Annotated in this window: 11 protein-coding genes; 5 read left to right on the top strand and 6 right to left on the bottom strand. The window is 63.6% G+C overall.

The window, feature by feature from the left end; translation table 11 throughout:
- Positions 1-391: 391 nt before the first annotated feature.
- Positions 392-754: a hypothetical protein gene (locus tag BUS42_RS14200; protein WP_074307471.1), complete on the bottom strand. Its 363-nt coding sequence runs from the start codon at positions 752-754 to the stop codon at positions 392-394.
- A 697-nt stretch (positions 755-1,451) separates the two neighbouring features.
- Here BUS42_RS14200 and BUS42_RS14195 point away from each other — a divergent pair.
- Together BUS42_RS14195 and BUS42_RS14190 are read left to right on the top strand one after the other, a co-directional pair.
- Positions 1,452-2,054 carry a sigma-70 family RNA polymerase sigma factor gene (locus BUS42_RS14195; protein ID WP_074307470.1) on the top strand — a complete coding sequence of 201 codons (603 nt, stop codon included), beginning with the start codon at positions 1,452-1,454 and terminating at the stop codon, positions 2,052-2,054.
- Between the two features lie 113 nt (positions 2,055-2,167).
- The gene (locus BUS42_RS14190) at positions 2,168-3,739 is read left to right on the top strand and encodes a serine/threonine-protein kinase (protein ID WP_074307469.1); all 1,572 of its coding nucleotides are present in this window, start codon (positions 2,168-2,170) and stop codon (positions 3,737-3,739) included.
- Between the two features lie 107 nt (positions 3,740-3,846).
- Here the strand turns inward: BUS42_RS14190 and BUS42_RS14185 are convergent, their stop codons facing one another.
- The 5 genes from BUS42_RS14185 to BUS42_RS14165 form a co-directional block, all read right to left on the bottom strand.
- On the bottom strand, positions 3,847-4,884 hold the full coding sequence (locus BUS42_RS14185) for a redoxin domain-containing protein (protein ID WP_074307468.1): 1,038 nt from the start codon (positions 4,882-4,884) through the stop codon (positions 3,847-3,849).
- Positions 4,881-6,299, bottom strand: a complete 1,419-nt coding sequence (locus tag BUS42_RS14180; RefSeq protein ID WP_074307467.1) for a hypothetical protein — start codon at positions 6,297-6,299, stop codon at positions 4,881-4,883. The genes BUS42_RS14185 and BUS42_RS14180 overlap by 4 nt, the downstream gene beginning before the upstream one ends.
- 52 nt (positions 6,300-6,351) lie before the next feature.
- Positions 6,352-7,323, bottom strand: a complete 972-nt coding sequence (locus BUS42_RS14175) for a DUF1559 domain-containing protein (RefSeq protein ID WP_074307466.1) — start codon at positions 7,321-7,323, stop codon at positions 6,352-6,354.
- Between the two features lie 177 nt (positions 7,324-7,500).
- Positions 7,501-7,944 (bottom strand): hypothetical protein, encoded by a 444-nt coding sequence (locus tag BUS42_RS14170; protein WP_074307465.1) that lies wholly within the window; start codon positions 7,942-7,944, stop codon positions 7,501-7,503.
- Between the two features lie 207 nt (positions 7,945-8,151).
- A complete protein-coding gene (locus BUS42_RS14165) occupies positions 8,152-9,336 on the bottom strand; it encodes a hypothetical protein (RefSeq protein ID WP_254053501.1) in 1,185 nt (394 codons plus the stop codon).
- Between the two features lie 158 nt (positions 9,337-9,494).
- Between BUS42_RS14165 and BUS42_RS14160 the strand changes: the two genes are divergently transcribed.
- The 3 genes from BUS42_RS14160 (at position 9,495) to BUS42_RS14150 (ending at position 18,375) form a co-directional block, all read left to right on the top strand.
- On the top strand, positions 9,495-11,090 hold the full coding sequence (locus tag BUS42_RS14160; protein ID WP_074307463.1) for a DUF1549 domain-containing protein: 1,596 nt from the start codon (positions 9,495-9,497) through the stop codon (positions 11,088-11,090).
- Between the two features lie 370 nt (positions 11,091-11,460).
- The gene (locus BUS42_RS14155) at positions 11,461-12,972 is read left to right on the top strand and encodes a neutral/alkaline non-lysosomal ceramidase N-terminal domain-containing protein (protein ID WP_410001708.1); all 1,512 of its coding nucleotides are present in this window, start codon (positions 11,461-11,463) and stop codon (positions 12,970-12,972) included.
- 843 nt (positions 12,973-13,815) lie between these two features.
- The gene (locus BUS42_RS14150; protein WP_083670201.1) at positions 13,816-18,375 is read left to right on the top strand and encodes an Ig-like domain-containing protein; all 4,560 of its coding nucleotides are present in this window, start codon (positions 13,816-13,818) and stop codon (positions 18,373-18,375) included.
- The last annotated feature ends 176 nt before the right edge of the window (positions 18,376-18,551 follow it).

Below are 18,551 nucleotides of genomic sequence, written 5' to 3'. Positions count from 1 at the left end.
TGACGGAGCGCCGCCTTCTCCCAAGCTTCGAGCCACCCGTCGTGGGGAACCCAGGGGCTGGTCAGAGGCTCGCCTGGAGCGTGCGAAGGCAGGAGCAAGAACGGAGCCGCCACTCCTATCAAGTGGCCGGAGTGAGGACGCCTTGCAGAGTTTTGCCAAATCAGAAATTGGCGAGCTAAGACGTGTTTAAGAAATTGTATTGATTGTTGGAGTGATCCCGTAGGGTGGGCACGGCCCACCATTCCGATCTCCTTGTTAAAAGGGAGGTCAGGATGGTGGGTCATGCCCACTCTGCGGGAACTTTTTTGGACCGCCGAAGCCGCCGAAGTCGGGGGCGAAGTATCAGACCGCTTGGTTTTCGAACGCTTTTGAGTCCGCGTCGAGGGTGGGATCATTGGAACCGGAAGGCCCCGGAGCGGACTCCGGCCCGGACGTAGACGATGAGGCTCTGCTGCATCTCTTGGACCATGGCCGCACCCGAGCCGTCACGGGTCCCAGTGTAGATGGTTTCATTCTGCTGCCAGGTGGGGAGGAGTTGCGTGTGTCCGAACGGAATACGCGTGGAGAGCTGGCTGACTCGCGCGGCAAACTGACTGGCGTTTTGCGTCTTGGAGTAGTTGCCCGCCGCTTGGTTAAGTTGTTGCATGACATTATTGAACGTATTCTGAGTCAAGACCGGCACGAACGAAGAAGGGGCGGCTTTGGCTTCGAGGGATTCAACCTGAAGCTGAGTCTGACGTCGCGGCTTTTTCATCGATGTCATCCTTTCATCCTGGGCTTACCGTCGTTTCAATCAGGAATTGGCAAGGAGGATGAGGGGTCGACCGCTCGCGATGAGGGCCGATCCCGCTTGGTCGAGCCTTCGTGGATCAAGCTTGGGCCAGCCTCTTGCCCGGACGACTCGCGCGACCGACAAGCGTTGGGGGGCCGACTCCGTTCGTGACGCCGTTGTCACTCGGTGCCAGGACAACACCGACTGCCCTTGGGAGCTCTCATCACACCGTTCGACGCGGTGTTCCTCCTATGAGGGAAAGACGCAATCGCAGACCCGATTAGCCGAATTTTGTTATCATTGTAGTTAAATATTGGGATGTATGCGTAGTGTAACAAAATAGGGGTTCTTGACAAGCGAGAATCGGATGGATTACTTATTGGGAGGAGTTTGGTGTTTTTAGCGAAGATTCGCTGTCGGGCACCGATGCTGGTGCGGCCCTGAGACGCAGTCGGGACAGGACCCGAAACAATCATGGCGGCGACTCCGTGGCGCCACGTCATTCGGTCGGTGCGCCCCGGCCGCGGATCGTCGGGTTCCTGACCTGCAGTGCAATCATGGTGCGTTGCGTGCTTTTGAAGCCAACCCATTTCTAAACAAACGGAGAAAGGCGCGATAGGTCCGAATTCGCTTGATGGTCTGTCGGGTTCCGTTTCTCGAAATTAGCGGAGGCTCGTCAATGAACATCCGTGATGATACGGCCCTGGGACGTTACCTTGCGTTGGCGCGAAGCGGCGATATTGCGGCGCGTGGGCACTTGTTGGAGCTCTACCGCGACTATCTCCACCTGACGGGGCGCTCCCTGATTGGTCAGGCGCTGCGAGCGAAGCTCGATCCCTCTGACGTCGTGCAGGAAACGTTTCTCAAGGCGCATCGCGAATTCGGCCAATTCCTCGGTGAAGGGGAGCCGGAACTGGTCGCTTGGCTTCGTCGCATTCTGATTCGCACCCTGATCGATCAGTCGCGGTATCACCGATCGCAATCGCGCCATCATGGCCGGCAGGAGTCGCTCGAACGAGCCAACGTGGGTGTGCGACACGCCTTGGCGGACACGGGCCTCTCTCCCTGCGCCATTGCCATCGATCACGAGCAGGCGGTTTTGATCGCCGAGGCGCTCGAGCATCTCCCGGAGGATTACCGCGAGGTCTTCGTTCTCCGCAACGTGGAGCAGATTCCCATCGAGGAGATCGCGGCCCGGATGGGCCGGTCGACCAACGCGGTCCGCAAATTGTGGACGCGGGCGATGCTGGCCCTCAGGCAGGCTCTGGAGGGCGTCCGATGAGCCCCGATCCGCTTCCGCCAAGGTTCTTCGCTGCCGCCAATCCATGTGGCGATGCGTTTAGGGAGTTGTATTGGGATTCCGATTTGGATGCCGATGAGAATGGAGATTGGGATGTGGACGTCGCCCGGGTCCTCGAGCCCTTTCTGGCCGCCGTCGAAGCCGGCCAACCGGCCGACCCGGCGCGACTGTTGGCCGAGAACCCGGCGATCGCCGGCCGGTTAAGGGCTTGTCTTGAGGTCTTGCGGATCGCCATGGGACCCGCCGACGGCGACGCACGGTCCGGTTCCCGAGCATTGCGCCCGGCTTCCGCGTCCGACCTGGAGTGGGATCAGAGTTTCGGCCCGCTGTTCCACGAACATGACCTGTCGGGATCGCACCTGGGCGATTACGAGTTGCTCGACGAGATCGCCCGGGGGGGCATGGGCGTGATCTACCGCGCCCGGCAGCGGAGCCTCAATCGGCTCGTCGCGCTCAAGACGATCGATTCCGGTGTCTGGGCCTCGGCCAAGAATTTGCAGCGGTTTCGGATCGAGGCTGAGGCGATGGCCCGGCTCGATCATCCCCAGATCGTGCCGATCTACGAGGTCGGGGAGTTTGCGGGGACCTGCTATTTCAGCATGCGCCTGCTCGAGGGTGGGAGCCTGGCCGATCACCTGCCAGGCTATGCCGCCGATCCTCGGGCCGCGGCGATTCTGTTGGCGGAGGTCGCGCGCGCGGTCCATCATGCCCATCAGCGCGGAGTGCTTCACCGCGACTTGAAGCCTTCGAATATCTTGCTCGATTCCGAGGGCCGGCCGCAGATCGCCGACTTTGGCCTGGCCAAGCGGTTCGGTGTCGAAGCCGACCTGACGATCTCGGGGATGGTCGTCGGAACCCCGGCCTACATGGCGCCCGAGCAGGCTGGGGGACACCGCGCAGACGTGACCGTCGCGAGTGATGTCTATGGCCTCGGGGCCATCTTCTATGCCATGTTCACCGGGAAGGCTCCCATCGCCGGCGAGAGCCTCTCGGATATCCTCGTGGGGCTCCGAGAGCGACTGCCGGTCTCGCCACGGAGTCTGAATCGGCGGGTCGACCGGGCCCTCGAGGCGATCTGCCTGAAGTGCCTCGAGAAGGAGCCGAGGCGGCGTTACGGCTCGGCCGAAGCGCTCGCGGCCGATCTGGACCGTTACCTCGCGGGCCAACCGATCCAGGCCCGCCACTACGGCCTCGTTCAGGCGGTCTTATTCCGCGCCCGTTCTCCGCAACAGATCCCGCTCGCGGGGCTCTTCGCAGTCGGTCTCGGGCTGGCGATGCTCGTCCGGGCGTCGACCGGTTTCGCCTTGCTCGGCATTGGCCTGATCGAAGTGGACCACCCTCGCCAACTCACGTTCCACCTCGCCCGCTGGACGGTTGGGTTCGGCATCCCGCTGATCGGGATCGGCTGGTCCACGCTTCAGAACCGGGCCTGGTCGCTCTGGGCCGGCGTCCTCCTCTCCATGTCGACACTGCTGCTCCTGTCCGGCCACCTGCTCGGTATTCTGGCGATCGACACGGGGGGCCTCAACGACCATGACAGTCCGTCGGTGCGGTTCGAGGCCGATGCCCTCCTCCTGATTCTTTCCCTGATGCTTCTCTCCTCCTTTCTGCTGGCCCTTTCCGCCTGGTATTCGACCGGGGGAGCGCGCCCGCCGGTGTCCCGTTAAGGATGCCATCGGCGAGGATCGCTCAGTGCCGCGGGCAGATACTGGCAGTCAGAAAGGTCTGGTCGGCCTCGTCTTGTAGAGACAACCCTGATACCTCTATCGCCAAATCATTCCTTCAAGTGGTCGGCTTGAGACGCGAGAGTCCGAAGGAGGTTGTGAACGGCCTCGGTCGACCAGTCTTTTCCCCCTTGAGCCCGGCCGATTTGGCGGCCTTCGGGGTCGATCAGCACCGCGCAGGGGAGAGTTTGCACGTCGTACTGGATCCGGGCCAGGCCGGTCTGATCGACGAATAAGGGGAGGTGCTTGGTTCGCGTGCGCGCGACTTCGCGGACGAGGGCGGCGTCGGGTTCGTCGACGCAGATGGGAAGGACGGCGAGCTTGGCGGTGGCGAACTCCCTCGCAAGCTGATCTAAGGAGGGGAGTTCGTCCATGCAAGGGGCGCAGGTGGTTCCCCAGAAGACGAGGAGGATCGCTTTCCCTTGGTCCTGATCGAGGGTGCGTTTTCGGCCGTCGAGTGTTTCGAAAGTCAGCGGCGATGCGGCGATCGCGGGCTCGATCGGTTCAAACCCCGCACCGCGCAAGAGTGCCTTTTGGGACTCGCTGGCTTCGGTTTCCCGGGGCGGTGGCCCGAGCGATCGCACGTAGTCGACCACCGCGTCGAGTTCTTGAGAGGAGAGGAGCTGGCTCCAACCGGTCATCGCGGTGCCGGGAATTCCTTGGAGGATCACGGAGCGGATCGCCTCGGGGGTCTCTCCGTGCGCCCGGGGACGGCTGGCAAGATCGCGTGGGGGAGGGCGAAGTGCGACGGCGTCGGGACCATCGCCCCGCCCCTCGGGGCCGTGGCAGCGGGCGCAGTGAACCTGGTACGCCAGTCTCCCTCTCTTGAATTGGACAAGACTCGAGTCGGGCGGTGGGACCAGGCTCGCCCGCGTTCTGGTTTCAAGGTCCGGTTGAGGTTCAGAGGAGGGGGGCTCCATCCCCCCTCGAATCGACCATGCCAAACCCGCGAAGAGGAACATCATCCCCAGGCTGAGGGCCGCCCACGCGAGGAGTCGCGCGACCGATTTAACGGACGCGGTTCCCTGGGGTCCGAGCGTCTCGGGACCGTCGGCGTGGGCGAGTCCCTCAAGCGATGATGGGCTCATCGGCGGTTAGGCTCCGTGGGGGCGAGCCGGACCATGACGACCTGCTTGCCCTCGGTGTCGAGTTCATTCCAGGCGACGAAGACGTCGCCTCCCGGGCTGACGGCGAGCGCTGGGTTGAGCTGAAACGCCCCGGCATGCGGTGCCAGAGCCCGGGCGGGACCGAACTCACCGTCTGCCTGGGAGGAAGCGTACATGATCGCCCGGCCCCCGCCCGACAACGGTGCGGTGTGCGCGTGCCCACCGTGCCCGCCAGCGCTTGCGCCTGCGACCGTGGCTACGGGGGCGGGGTCGAGGCTTTCGTCCCAGACGGCGTGCAAGGTGCCCGACGAGTCGGCGATGAGCTTGGGGTGTCCTTGCGCCCCCTTCGATCCTGGGCTCAACTCGCGCGGCGTGAATTGAAGCGACGGGAGCTCCGAGCTGGCGGCGTAGACCCGGTTCTTGCCCGAATGGGCGTCCATCCAGAGCAGGTGAAGCCGATCGCCGCTCAACGCCAGGGAAGGGCCATCGTGCGGGCAGCCCTCGAATTTCCAGTGCTCCGAGGTGACCGGCACCGGAGCGGCGAACGTGGCCTTTTCGCCGGGTTCGGAACGGGAAATGTGGATGTCGCGGTATCCCGAGTCGTTGTTGCGAAAGGCGACGAAGGTGGAACCTTGCGTCGAGCGCGCCACCGCGAGGTCGCAGCAGGGGCAGATCCCCTTGCCGTCGGGACCGGCGAACACGAGTTCCTCGGTCGCGAACATGTTTGCCGCTTTGTTCCCGAGGGAGAGAAACGGCTGCTGGCCCTGGTTTCGGCCGTCGAGCCAGGAGGCGCAGAGGGTTCCATCGGCGCCGGTCGAGAGCGAGGTGAAGCCGGGGCGCACGGCCTTGTCGCCGTGGACGCTGACCGGTTCCGCGAAGGTCGTGCCGCCATCGGTCGAGCGCGCGACCAGGTAGCGAACTTCGGGACCGCCGTTGACGGCCTCGACCCAACCGAGCCAGAGCGCTCCGGCGCTCGCGGTGAGGCGAGGCAGAACGTGGGTCGAGAAGGTCATCGTCTTGCCGGGCGACTTCGACTGGAATTTATAGATCGGGACCTTCCGCCAGGGGACGGGAGGAGCGAAGTTCGTTCCCCCGTCGGAGGAACGGAGCAGGTAGATCGTGCGTTCGAGGTCGCCGGTCTGCGAGGCCCAGGCGACGACCACGTGGCCCTGGTCGTCGACCGCGACGGCCGGAGTCTCGCGATCGGCCTGGATATCTTCGGGCCGCAGGACGTAGCGGCGCTCGACCTCGACCGGCGGCGTCTTCTTGGCGGCCGTTGCGCTCGCCGGTGGGGCAGGGGCAGGAGCCGTGTGGGATCGTACGCCGAACGCCATCCACCCCATGGCGAAACCGCCGGCCGCAAGCAGGGCCACGGCCAGAATGATTGACTTGGTCATGATCGACTCCGATGCATAAGCGAAGGTTGAGGGGACCGGCTCCGACTTCGGCTCAATAGTCCGAGCTCGAGACAACCTCACCACCCCCTCGGGTCGCGATCGCTCGCCATGAGATGATATTGACACTGTCCTTGACGAACTGAACATGGCCGTCGCAGAACAAGGTATTGACCCCGCCCGAATGCAGGCTACGGGCGGCCGTCAGGGCGGCGGCTCGACCCGAGTTCGTGCAGTCGGGAATGCGACTGTTAGGTGTGTTGAAGTGGTTGGATGCGGCCATGACGAAACTTCCGCGTGCCCATTCGCGGCCACGATCCCCGGTCCACTGGGTCGGGGCGAGGCAGGCGGCGGGGGAGAGTGGGGCGGAGCTCGTCAGGAACTCGGCGAACTGCCGGGTCCGGTCCTCAGGCGTGGCGCCACTGTTGTTCCGGCCCGACCCCTTGACCGTCTCGCCAAAGGCGACCGTATTGCTGAGGCCGTCGACGATGTCGGCGATCCGGACACAACTCGTGTCATAGAAGACGCCATCGGGAGCCGGGAATCCGGCGACGACCTTGAAGCTGCCGCCGTTGGTGGTGCCGGTCCCCGCGCAGGCCACGTAGTTGGTGGCGCCGAAGTCGGGGCTGATCCGCTCGACTCCATCGCTCGGGCAGAGGAAAATCTTGAGGGCCGTTGAGACCACGGTGGTGTTCGGGGCGTTGGTCAGGCCCCCCGAGGCGCTCAGGTCGACCGATGGGAAGTTGAAGTTGAGCGCATTGTATTGGTTGGTTCCTTCCATCGTGGTCAAGAGCTGTGACAGCGATGACCAGACGTTGGGATAGTTGGTGCGGCCCGAAGGAAAGGCACCTTTGGAACTTTCGTAGTTATGCAGAGCGATCCCGATCTGCTTCAGGTTGCTCACACACTGCAACCGCCGGGCCGCTTCGCGGGCCGCCTGGACGGCGGGGAGGAGCAGGGCGATCAGGACCGCGATGATCGCGATCACGACCAATAATTCAATCAATGTAAAACCACGACGGCGCATTCGCGCACTCCGATCAGCCTGAAGGAAGGAGACGCAGCGCACATCGTCCATTCGCGAATGCACGCCGGTCGCAAGTCGGTTCCCGTTCACAACGAAGACAGCAAGAGGATCGCGGCGGGTCGATGCCCTCAAAGCGCATCGACCGGACCGACATCGATCGATCTGAGTGTCTGGAGATCAGGCGGGAACGCAGCCTTCAGGGGGATCGTCGAGGCGTGAGGCGAGGAGGGCCGAGCGGAGCGTGTCTGCGTGGGAAAGGGGGGACGGAACGCCGAGGCTCGGTCGGAGCACCGTTTCCTCGGTCAGCGTGACCGCCTTGCCCATGGTCAGCCCGGTCGCGGACGTGGGAAGACCCTCGCCACCGCCGCAGGGAGCCGAACTGACACAAGGTCCGGTGCTGGGTTGGACTGAGTCGGTTGCCAGCGGTTTGGAGCTGGGTCGAGCCGGAGGAGTCGGCTTCGACTTGGCCGGCGAGCAGCAACATGAGGTTAAGCCACGGCACGACTTACACTGGCAACGGTGACCGTCGGCAACCGCCACGTGTGGGGAACCGGCAGTGACGGTGGCCCCCGAGGTGGTCGTCCCTGCTCCCGCGGCCAGCCCGAGGACCAGCAGGATCATCACGATCGTGTCGTGAGACCTGAGGCGGCTTCGGGTCGTTCGAGGTCGAACAGGCACGGCGATCGAGCCTTTTGCGAACGAGGGTGGGCAAGTCGATCCGGTTGTCGGTCGAAGCAGCAATCGTCCCGGGTCGGGCGGGATGTGTCAAGACTCTACCCGCCACTTGGAGTGACGGCCGTCGAAGAAACGCGAACATGATCAATGATGTTACATGTTCAAAAAAGGAACAGGAAGCATGAAGGCATGCTGCTCGTAGAGACTCCAGATCCCTTGCCAGGCCGTGTATTGGGTGAAGAAGACGATCAGGGCGTAGGCCAGGCCGGTCGCGAACATGGCGAGCCGACTTGTCCAGCGGAAGAACCAGTGACGCACCTGTTCGCGGCGCCCGGAACGGGCGTAGGCCCACCCTGTGAGGGTTCGAGCCGGGAAAATGAACCCGAGAAAGACAAGGCTGGGGAGCCAGGCGGTCTCGCGGGGAATCATTTCGATCTTGAGCAGATAGAGCGGGATCGCGAACGTGAGGGTCAGGAAGGCCGCCACGGCGAACGCCCAGGGGGCGCGCCGGAAGCGTTCACGCACCTCGCGATATTCGAAGAGCGCGGCAAACCGGTTCTCGGCGGCAAACCGCATCTGGAGGAACGGAAGCGCCAGGGAGACGATCGCCAATAACAACCCGCCCAGGATCCCGATCAGGGGGAAGCGTCGTCCCAACGCGATCAAGCTGACAGGAACCAGGAGCCAGGCCATCGTGCCAACCAACCCGAGGAGGCCGAGCCGGAAGTAGTAAGGAAAATGCAAGGCGGTGACGAAGTCCCAAACCTCGTCGCGGGCCGATGCGTAAATGCCACCCCGGCGCACTCTTCGGACGAGCCAGAGCGGGGTCGTGAACGGCCAGAAAAAATAACGAAGCTTGCCGCCTCGCGCACAGGCCGTCAACATATGGAGAACCATCAGCGCGGCGAGGATCAGCAGCCCCACCCGCCATCGCCGTGCGATCGGACCACCCGGATCGACGAGCTCGGCCGCCGCGGTCCAGGAGGCGATGACCTGGAGCGGCAAGAGCATCAGCGAGCAACCGATCACCATGCTTCCCAGACGGGCCGCCCGGCGGACCCCGATGAGCGCATCGCGCAATCGCCCGGTGCGGGCCACCCGCCCTCCCGATTCGAGCAGGTAGCCGAAGCTGAGCAGTTGCAGGATCGGTGTGGCCGACAGGATCGCGAGGCCGATGACGAGTGCGAATCCGCCAAACAGCCATTCGCTCGCCGAGCCGATCCCGTCCCGAACGCGTCGGATCAGGCCCGGCTTCGGGGTCAATGTCTTGAGGTAGGCCGGATCGCCCATGGCAGCACCGACTTCGAGCCCATTGGCATCGGCGGACTCGCTCGGCATCGTCGGAATCAAAACGCTGTTCATGCCAGGAACTACAGTCGATTCAAGGTCCTGGTTTCAAAAAAACCGAATCGGGGAATCGGGCCGGATTGCTGAAACGTTTCGGTCGCTGGGGTGGTAACTCATTCCGAACGGAGCAGAGCAAGGAGGGCCGATCGATGTGGGCTCGGAACATCCTTTTCATTGCGCTGATGCTCGGCGGTGCCGCTGCTCTGCGTGCCAATTTTTTTCCGCCTCGATCCTCCGGCCCCACGAAGATGCGCACCAGGGCCGCGGTCTCGCCTGAGGTCGTGGCTCTGGTCGATCGATTCTTTCGGCAACAGTGGACCGAGGAAGGGCTGTTGCCTGCCAAGCGAGCGTCCGAGTTGACGATCCTCCGAAGGATCGAACTGGCGCTGACCGGGTCGATCCCGTCGCTCGAGGAGATCCGCCGCTTTGAGGCCGGGCCGCCCGGCCAGCGCCTGGAAGTCCGGCTCGAGGGGCTGTTGCGCGACCGGCGCACTTCCGATTATCTGGCGGAGCGGCTGGCGCGGACGTATGTGGGGACCGAGGGCGGACCGTTCCTCGTCTATCGACGACGGCGATTTCTCACCTGGCTGAGCGACCAGTTACTTGCCAACCGGCCGTACGACCAGTTGGTCCGTGAGCTCATCGCCGCGAACGGGATCTGGACCGACCAGCCGGCCACGAACTTTGTGACCGTCACTTATGATCCGGAGACGAAGCGTCCCGATGCCGAGCGACTGGCCGGTCGGACGGCCCGCGCATTTTTGGGCGTCCGGCTCGATTGTGCTCAGTGCCACGACCATCCGTTCCAGCCCTGGAAACAGTCGGACTTCCAGGGTCTGGCCGCCTTCTTCGGTCAGGTCGGCTCCGGCTTCACCGGGATCCGCGACCGATCGACCAAGTATGAGGTCACCAACCGCAAGACCGGCCACCTTGAAACGATCGACCCCCACGTCCCGTTCCTTCCCGAACTACGGCCGACCGAAGGGCCACTTCGTTCGCAACTGGCGCGCTGGGTCACCGACCGCAAGAACGCGAACTTCCCTCGGGCGACCGTCAACCGTGTCTGGGCGCTGATGTTTGGCCGAGCGCTGGTGGAGCCGATCGATGATCTTCCCTCCGAAAGCGAACTCCCTCCCGTCTTGATCGAACTGGCCAACGACTTCGTGGCGCACGGGTACGACCTGCAACGGCTGATCCGCCTGATCGCGGCCACCGAGGTCTTCCAGCTTGAGAGTGCGTCCGAGGGCGATGTCAGTGAGCCGCAGGAACAGGGCTGGGCCGTCTTTCCAATCACCCGACTCCGTCCCGAACAGATCGTCGGCGGGGTCATTCAGGCCGGCTCCCTCGCCACGATCGACAGCGATTCGCCGATTCTGGTCCGGCTGGCCCGCTCGATCGGTGAACGCGACTTCGTGAACCGTTACGGCGACACCGGCGAAGACGAGTTCGACGCGGGCCGCGGCACGATTCCCCAGCGCCTCTTGATGATGAACGGCGAGTTAGTCCAGGACAAAACCAAGGACTCCCTCTTCAACGCCGCGCGGCGGGTCGGTTCACTGGCCCCCACCGATCGGGCGGCGGTGGAAGTCGCTTACCTGACCGTGTTGACCAGGCGGCCCACCGCCGACGAGTCGACCCACTTCGAGACTCGGCTCGCGGGCACCCGGGGCGACGAGCGAAGCCAGCGGATGACCGACTTCTTCTGGAGCTTGCTCAACGCCACGGAATTTTCCTGGAATCATTGACGTCCCCCCGCTTTCGATTTTCGGCCCGATCCTTTTCCCTCCCCCTGGGACCGAGGGCGTCCCGCCCGCAATTGGATTTTCTTTGTGTCTGCATTTGTTTATGTGATTCCATTCAAGAGCGGGAGGGTCGCCCGCGGTCCCATGGGCGTTCTTTTTGGACTCGAGCCGGCCCCCGGCGATTACTGACATGACCGACTCCTAGGCGCTGGCCTGAGCCCAACCGTCCCCCTATGCTGGGGAATTCGACGGCTCTGGCGCCTCGACCACGAGCGCAACGGGTGGGCCGGCCCTGTTGACCTTCCGCAGCCGAGTTCCTTCCGCTTGGCCTGGCGAGTCAACAACCTTTGGAAAGGACCGATCAATGAGTGGGATGGTCTTGAACGCCTGGGTTCGTCAGGTCCGCAGTCTGACCGTGGGTTCCTGTGGCCTGCTGCTCGCCATCCTCGGTGTGGCCGGACCCGCGCTGGGGCAGGCACGAACCGCCGAGCGGGTTGCGGGGAAGCCTCAGTTTCGCGCCGGGGCGTTCGCCAGCAACATCACGCCGCCACTTGGCGAGCCGATCGTCGGCAACTTTGAGATCCCGCTGGCCACTCACATCCACGACGAACTGCACGCGCGGTGCCTGGTCCTTGACGATGGGAAGACGCGGCTTGCTTTCGCGATTTGCGACAACGTGGGAATTCCGCGTGAGGTCTTCGACGCCGCCAAGAAGCTGGTCCAGGAGACGACTGGAATTCCCGGCGATCACATTTTGATGTCGGCAACCCATTCGCATTCAGCGACCAGTGCGCGAGGGAAGAACGCGGTTGTCGCTGACAAGGAACTCGCGGCGTACCAGCAGTTCCTCGTTCGGCGGATCGCCGATGGGATTCGTCAGGCGGCTAATAACCTGGCCCCCGCACAGATCGGCTGGGGAGCGGTTGACGTGCCCTCCCAGGTTTTCAACCGGCGCTGGCATTTGAAGCCGGGCACCCCGAACCCGAACCCGTTCGGCGGTGAGGACAAGGTCAAGATGAATCCGGGAAGTGGCGCGGCGACTCTGCTCGAACCGGCCGGCCCGACCGATCCTCAAGTCTCGTTCCTCTCCCTCCGCACCCCCGACGGTCGGCCGATTGCCCTGCTGGCGAACTACTCGCTCCACTACGTGGGGGGCGTCCCCTTCGGTCATGTCTCGGCCGACTACTTCGCCGTCTTCGCCGACCGCATGCAGCAGCTTTTGAAGGCCGATCGGCTCGAGCCTCCGTTCGTCGGGATCATGTCGAACGGCACCAGCGGCGATGTCAACAACATCAACTTCCGCACGAAGGGAGCGCCGAAAGCCCCTTATCAAAAGATGCGTGAAGTGGCCGATGAGGTCGCGGCCGCCGTGTTCAAGGGACACCAGTCGATCGTGTTTCACGACTGGGTCGAACTCGGTGCCGCTCAACGCGAACTGACCCTGGGGGTTCGGAAGCCAACCGAGGCGCAACGAGACTATGCACTCAAAGTCCTGGCCAAGCCGGCAGACGCCAAGCCGACCGGCCCCCACGAACGGGCCTACGCCGATCGCGTCTTGCTGCTGAACGAATCCCCCTCCGAGGTCAAGGTGCTCCTCCAAACCTTCCGCCTCGGCGACCTCGGGATCGCCGCCATTCCGTTCGAGGTGTTCACCGAGAGCGGGCTCGAGATCAAGCAGAAGAGTCCGTTCAAGTCGAGCTTCACCATCGAGCTCGCCAACGGTTCCTACGGCTACCTGCCCACCCCTCGCCATCACGCGCTCGGCGGTTACGAGACCTGGATGGGAACGAATAAGGTCGAGGTCGAAGCCTCCGAGAAGATCGTGAAAACGCTTCTTGACCTGTTTGTGGGACTCAAGAACAGCGGGACATCGTCAACTCAGTAACTGAAATCAGCACCTCTTGCAAGGCGATGTCTGAGTAACGCGATTGAGTCTCTTGCAGTTTACCAACGAATTGCACTCGCGACCGCTGGTTCTCCAGCGGTCTGCTGAAGCGTTCCACACGCTGTCGCCGGTTTTAGCCCCAACGGGGCGGCCTAAGAAAGCCCGGGGCAACGCCCCGGGGAAATCGTATGTTTGAATCTAAGAGCCCTGTAAGGGCGGCCTAATCCGGGGCGATGGACCTGGGTTGATTGGTCTGGTTGGGGGGGGCCGTTGAGACATAAAGTGGACCCCAAAGGTCGGTCCTTGTCGAGTAACTCGTTAGGATGGCTTGACCGACCGGGCTCGGCTCAATCGAAAACTGGCAGACTTGACTCCAAGCCGGCGCACCAACTGGCGAGCGCTTACCATTTTCGGCTTAACGTGGCGAATTGATCAGCAGATGCTTTGCATGTTTGGGATATTGAAGACAATGGCGGTCTGGATTGAATCGTCGTCCCAATGAGCCTGGTCAACCAATTTGTTGACGGCCCCATCCTGTGCTGTTATCTATGGGAGAGCTTCCAATCGTCGTTCTACTCATATGAAGTCCGAATGGTCGTGACGGGGCGGATCGAAGCCGGCCGCTTCGGAGACGGTTTGGGGCGTGCGAACTTCCAAGTCGCGAGGTTTTCACGACGGCCAGGTCGGCCTGACTCAAGCCCTTCTCCTTCCGCTTGAAAGCCCGAATCGTGCGGCCCGCATCAAGCGTCGATCCGACTTGGTCGCGACCGAGGGCGTTCCCCGCGCATCCGCGACCCTCCGCCTCTAGTTTCCCCCTCGCTTTGATCCAGGAGAGGAAACATCATGAGAGCTACTGATCGTCGTCTCGACCGCCGGTCCTCGACTCGAAGGAAGCCTCGGCTCTTGGTCTGCGAGCCGCTCGAGGCCCGCCGCCTGCTCGCCAATGTCAACGGCATCGCCACGACGGGCGTCTACGACGAGAACGTCGTCGACCCCAATACGGTCGACTTCGTCGCGACCGGCTCGAGCCTGACGAATACCCAGTTCGCCAGCCAGGTGGCGTCGGCCTTTGGGCAGGACATGGGCGGGGTGATCGCCGGGGGGCTCGGCGTGCTGTACAATTACGGCAGCACGCAGGCCAAGACGATGATCCTCGAACCCACCGACGGTACGAACTGGGGGATCGGCACGGGCTATCATATCTCGGGCACAAGCGGGTTCGCAACCTCCGCGCCGTACAACTTGCTCTCGATGAACTTCCTCCAGATCGAGAATGCCTCGCCTGACGAGCACGTCGTGACCTTCGGCCTGACCGCCTTGTCGATCACGGGGCGCGACTACGGCACCGTCACATTGACCGGCCGGCTGGCCGGCGGCGGCACGGCGAGCGCCTCGCGGCCGATCAACAACGCGACGGGGGCGGGCGACACGTTCTTCGCCCTGAGCGCGCCGGCGGGCGACTATTTCACCGGGTTTGCCCTCAGCTATAGCGGGGCCGTCTTCGGCACGCCCGACACCCGGCTCTGGTTCGACGACCTCGGCTTCATCACGGCCCCGGTGAACCGGGCGAACAACCTGGCGCCGGTCGCGAACGACGACTCGTACAACACCCCACAGAACCAGACGCTCGCCATCGGTGGCGCAGGCGTGCTGGCGAACGACTTCGACCCCGACGGCAACCCGCTCTCGACGATCCTGGTGAGCGGGCCGGCCCACGGCTCCCTGCTTTTGAATCCCGAAGGGGCGTTCTGGTACACCCCCACGACGGGCTATACCGGGCCGGACAGCTTCACCTACAAGGCGTTCGATACCCAGGACGCGTCGAACGTCGCCACGGTGAACCTCAACGTCACCCCGCCCAACCGCCCACCGGTCGCCCTCAACGACAGCTACGCGGTCATCAAGAACCAACCCCTGACCGTCGCTGCCCCCGGGGTCCTCGGGAATGACAGCGACCCCGACGGCAACCCGATTTCAACCGTCCTGGTGAGTAGCCCGGCCCACGGAACCCTTGCCCTCGCCGCCAACGGCTCGTTCACCTACACGCCGGCCGGCAACTACGTCGGCGCCGACAGCTTCACCTATCGGGCCAGCGACGGCTCGCTCAGCTCGAACCTCGCGACGGTGAGCCTGAAAGTTTCCGACCCCAACGCTCCCCCGGTGGCCAACAACGACTCGTTCACGATGAGGTGGAATACGTCGTTGAACATCCAGGCGGCCGGCGTCCTGGCCAACGACACCGACCCGAACGGCTTGCCGCTCACCGCCGTCAACCCCACCCAGCCCGCGCATGGAACGTTGACCCTGAACGCCAACGGCTCGTTCACCTACATGCCCAACGCCGGCTACTTCGGCATCGACAGCTTCACCTACCAGGCCAGCGACGGCACCTTGGCCTCGAACGTCGCGACCGTGAACATCACCATTCAGCAGGTGTTCGCCAGGCCCACGGCCGTCGCCGACCGCTACACGACGCAGGAGAATACCCCCCTGACCGTCGCCGCGCCCGGAGTGCTGGCCAATGACAGCGACCCGAACGGGTTGCCGCTCACGCCGATCGTGACCTCGTCCACAACGCACGGAACCCTGACGGTCAACGGCGACGGCTCGTTGACCTATGTGCCCGCCAAGAATTTCTACGGTACCGACAGCTTCAACTACTACGTGACCGACGGCAAGGCGACCAGTCTCTACGTGACCGACACAATCACCGTCGCACACGTCAACCAGCCTCCTGTGGCCAACAGCGACGGTTACTCGGTGGATGAGAATTCGTCACTCACCACAGCGGCGGCACAGACGGATGTGACGATGGTCAGCCAGCCGGGCGACTTCGTCGGTGCGGGTCAGACCTACAACTTCGGCACGAGCAACAGCACGATCGGCGCCACCGTGATGAGTGGCGGCGTCTATACCAACACGGTCGCCATCAGCGTGTCGACGCCCGGCGGCGAGTATTGGACCCTCCACTTCGCCGCGCCCAACCAGGCCAGGCTCCTGCCGGGCGTCTACAACGGCGCCACGCGCTGGCCGTTCCAAAGCACCAATACCCCGGGCCTTGACGTCAGCGGCGACGGCCGAGGGAGCAACAACCTGTTCGGCTCGTTCACCGTGACCCAGGCGCTCTATGACGCCAGCGGCAACATCGTGGCCTTCGCGGCCTCGTTCGAACAGCATTCGGAAAGTCCGACGGCGCCCGCTCTGACCGGCCAGGTGGCCTATCGTGCTTCGTTCGACAAGCCCGAGGGGGTCCTCTTCAACGATACCGACCCCGACGGCGACCCCCTCCGCGCGTCCGTCGTCGCGGGTCCAAGCCACGGCTCCCTGGCGTTCCACGCCGACGGCTCGTTCACCTACACCCCCAATGCCAACTACTATGGGGCCGATCAGTTCTCGTACCAGGCCAACGACGGCGCGCTCAACAGCAACGTGGCCACCGTGTCGCTGACCGTGAATAAGGTCGATCAGGCCCCCGTGAGCGTTCCGGACAGCTACACCGCACTGGAAAACACGCTGCTGAACGTCGCTGCCGCCGCTGGCGTCCTGGTCAACGACAGCGATCCCGAAGCCGACCCGCTCACGGTCGCCCTCGTCTCGGGCCCGGTGCACGGCACCTTGACGCTCAACCCTGACGGCTCGTTCTCCTACATGCCCGGAACCAACTTCTTCGGGCCCGACCAGTTCTCCTACAAGGCCAACGACGGCACGCTCGATGGCAACGTCGCCACGGTCTCGATCACCGTCAACCACGTCAACCAGCCCCCGGTCGCCAGTGATGACAGCTACACGCTCAACGAGAACGAGGTGATCGCGACCAACGCGCCCGGAATTCTCGCCAACGATACCGACCCCGACGGCGACCCCTTGATGGCCCTTCTCCTCAGCGCTCCATCACACGGCACCCTCTCGCTCAGCCCTTCCGGCTCGTTTTCGTACCGAGCCGACGCGAACTACGTCGGCGCGGACTCGTTCACCTACCAGGCCTTCGACGGCAGCCTGAAAAGTACGCCAGCGACGGTCCGCTTGCTCATTAACCGGATTAACCAGCCCCCGCTGGCTCAGGATGACCAATTTACAATCGCTGAGAACAACAACATCGGAGTGGGCATCCCCGGTGTTCTGTTGAACGACGTCAGTCCGAACCATGAGCCGCTGACCGCCACGCTGGTCGCCGGTCCTTCGCATGGCACCCTGACGTTCTCCAGTGATGGTGGATTCAGCTATGCTCCTGCAACGGATTTCTTCGGTGTCGACACCTTCACATATTCTGCGTCTGATCTCCAGTCGACGAGCAGCCCGGCCACGGTGACGATCAACGTCGTTCGCCGGAACCAGCCCCCGGTCGCCAACGACGATCGCTACACGATCAACGAGAACCAGCAGATCGGGGTCGGAGCCCCGGGCGTGCTCGGCAACGACACCAGCCCGAACCTCGAGCCGCTGACCGCCACACTCGTCGCGCAGCCCGCGCACGGCACGGTCTCATTCAGCAGCTCTGGCGCATTTACCTACGCCGCTGCCCCGAACTTCTACGGCACGGATACGTTCACCTACACCGCGTCCGACCGCGTGCTCACCAGCGGCCCGGCGACCGTGACGATCACCGTCAACCACGTCAATCAGCCGCCGGTCGCCTTGGACGACAGCTACTCCACGAACGAAAACACCCCGCTCGACATCGGAGCTCCGGGCGTCCTGGCCAACGATTACGACCCGGACAATGACCCGATCAGCCCGTTGATCGTCGCCGGGCCGCTGCACGGGAGCTTGACGCTCAACAGCGACGGCTCCTTCCGTTATCTGCCCGCCGCGAACTATTTCGGGCCCGACGACTTCACCTACCAGGTCAGCGACGGCGCGCTGACGAGCGCGGCGGCGACCGTTCACCTGACGGTCAACCACGTCAACCAGCCCCCGGTCGCTCTGGCCGACTCGTTCAGCGTCAGGAAGAACGGCAGCCTCACCATAATCGCCCCGGGCGTGTTGGCCAACGACCTTGATCCGAACGGCACCCCCCTGGTCGCCACTCTCGTGACGGGGCCCAGCCACGGCGCGCTCACGCTGAAGGCCGACGGTTCGTTCACCTATCGGCCGAAGAAGAATTACACGGGGACGGACTCGTTCACCTACACGGCCCGCGATGCGACCTTGGCCTCCAATCCGGCGGTGGTCATGATCAACGTTCTCAACCTCAAGTCCAACGCGAACCTCCAGGCGCAAGCGTCCGCCCCCGACTCTCGAGCCTCCTCCCTCGCTCTCGGTCAGAACTCCCTCGCCCCGGACTCAATCGAGCTTGTCCCGGTCGTCGCGCCCCAGATCGCACTCGACGATTCCATGCTCTGGGACGTCGCGGCGACCAACCTCCTCGACGCCAAATCCAAGAGCCGCTCGAAGCCTGTCTGACCTGGCGTGGGTCGTCCATCGTCGACCGTCATCCTTCGATGGCCTGGGTGCATTCAGGTCGACCCTTTTTGAGAGAGGCTGAGGTTGCCGCGCAGCCTCAGCCTCTCTTTTTTGTGAGCGCTCGCGAGTTGGTGCGCCGGCTTGGAGTCAAGTCTGCCAGTCTTCGATTGAACCGG

This window comes from Singulisphaera sp. GP187 (genome assembly GCF_900129635.1).
Taxonomy (GTDB): Bacteria; Planctomycetota; Planctomycetia; order Isosphaerales; family Isosphaeraceae; genus Singulisphaera.
Note: the sequence above shows the minus strand (reverse complement) of the source record. Positions and strands in the feature narration are given on the sequence as shown.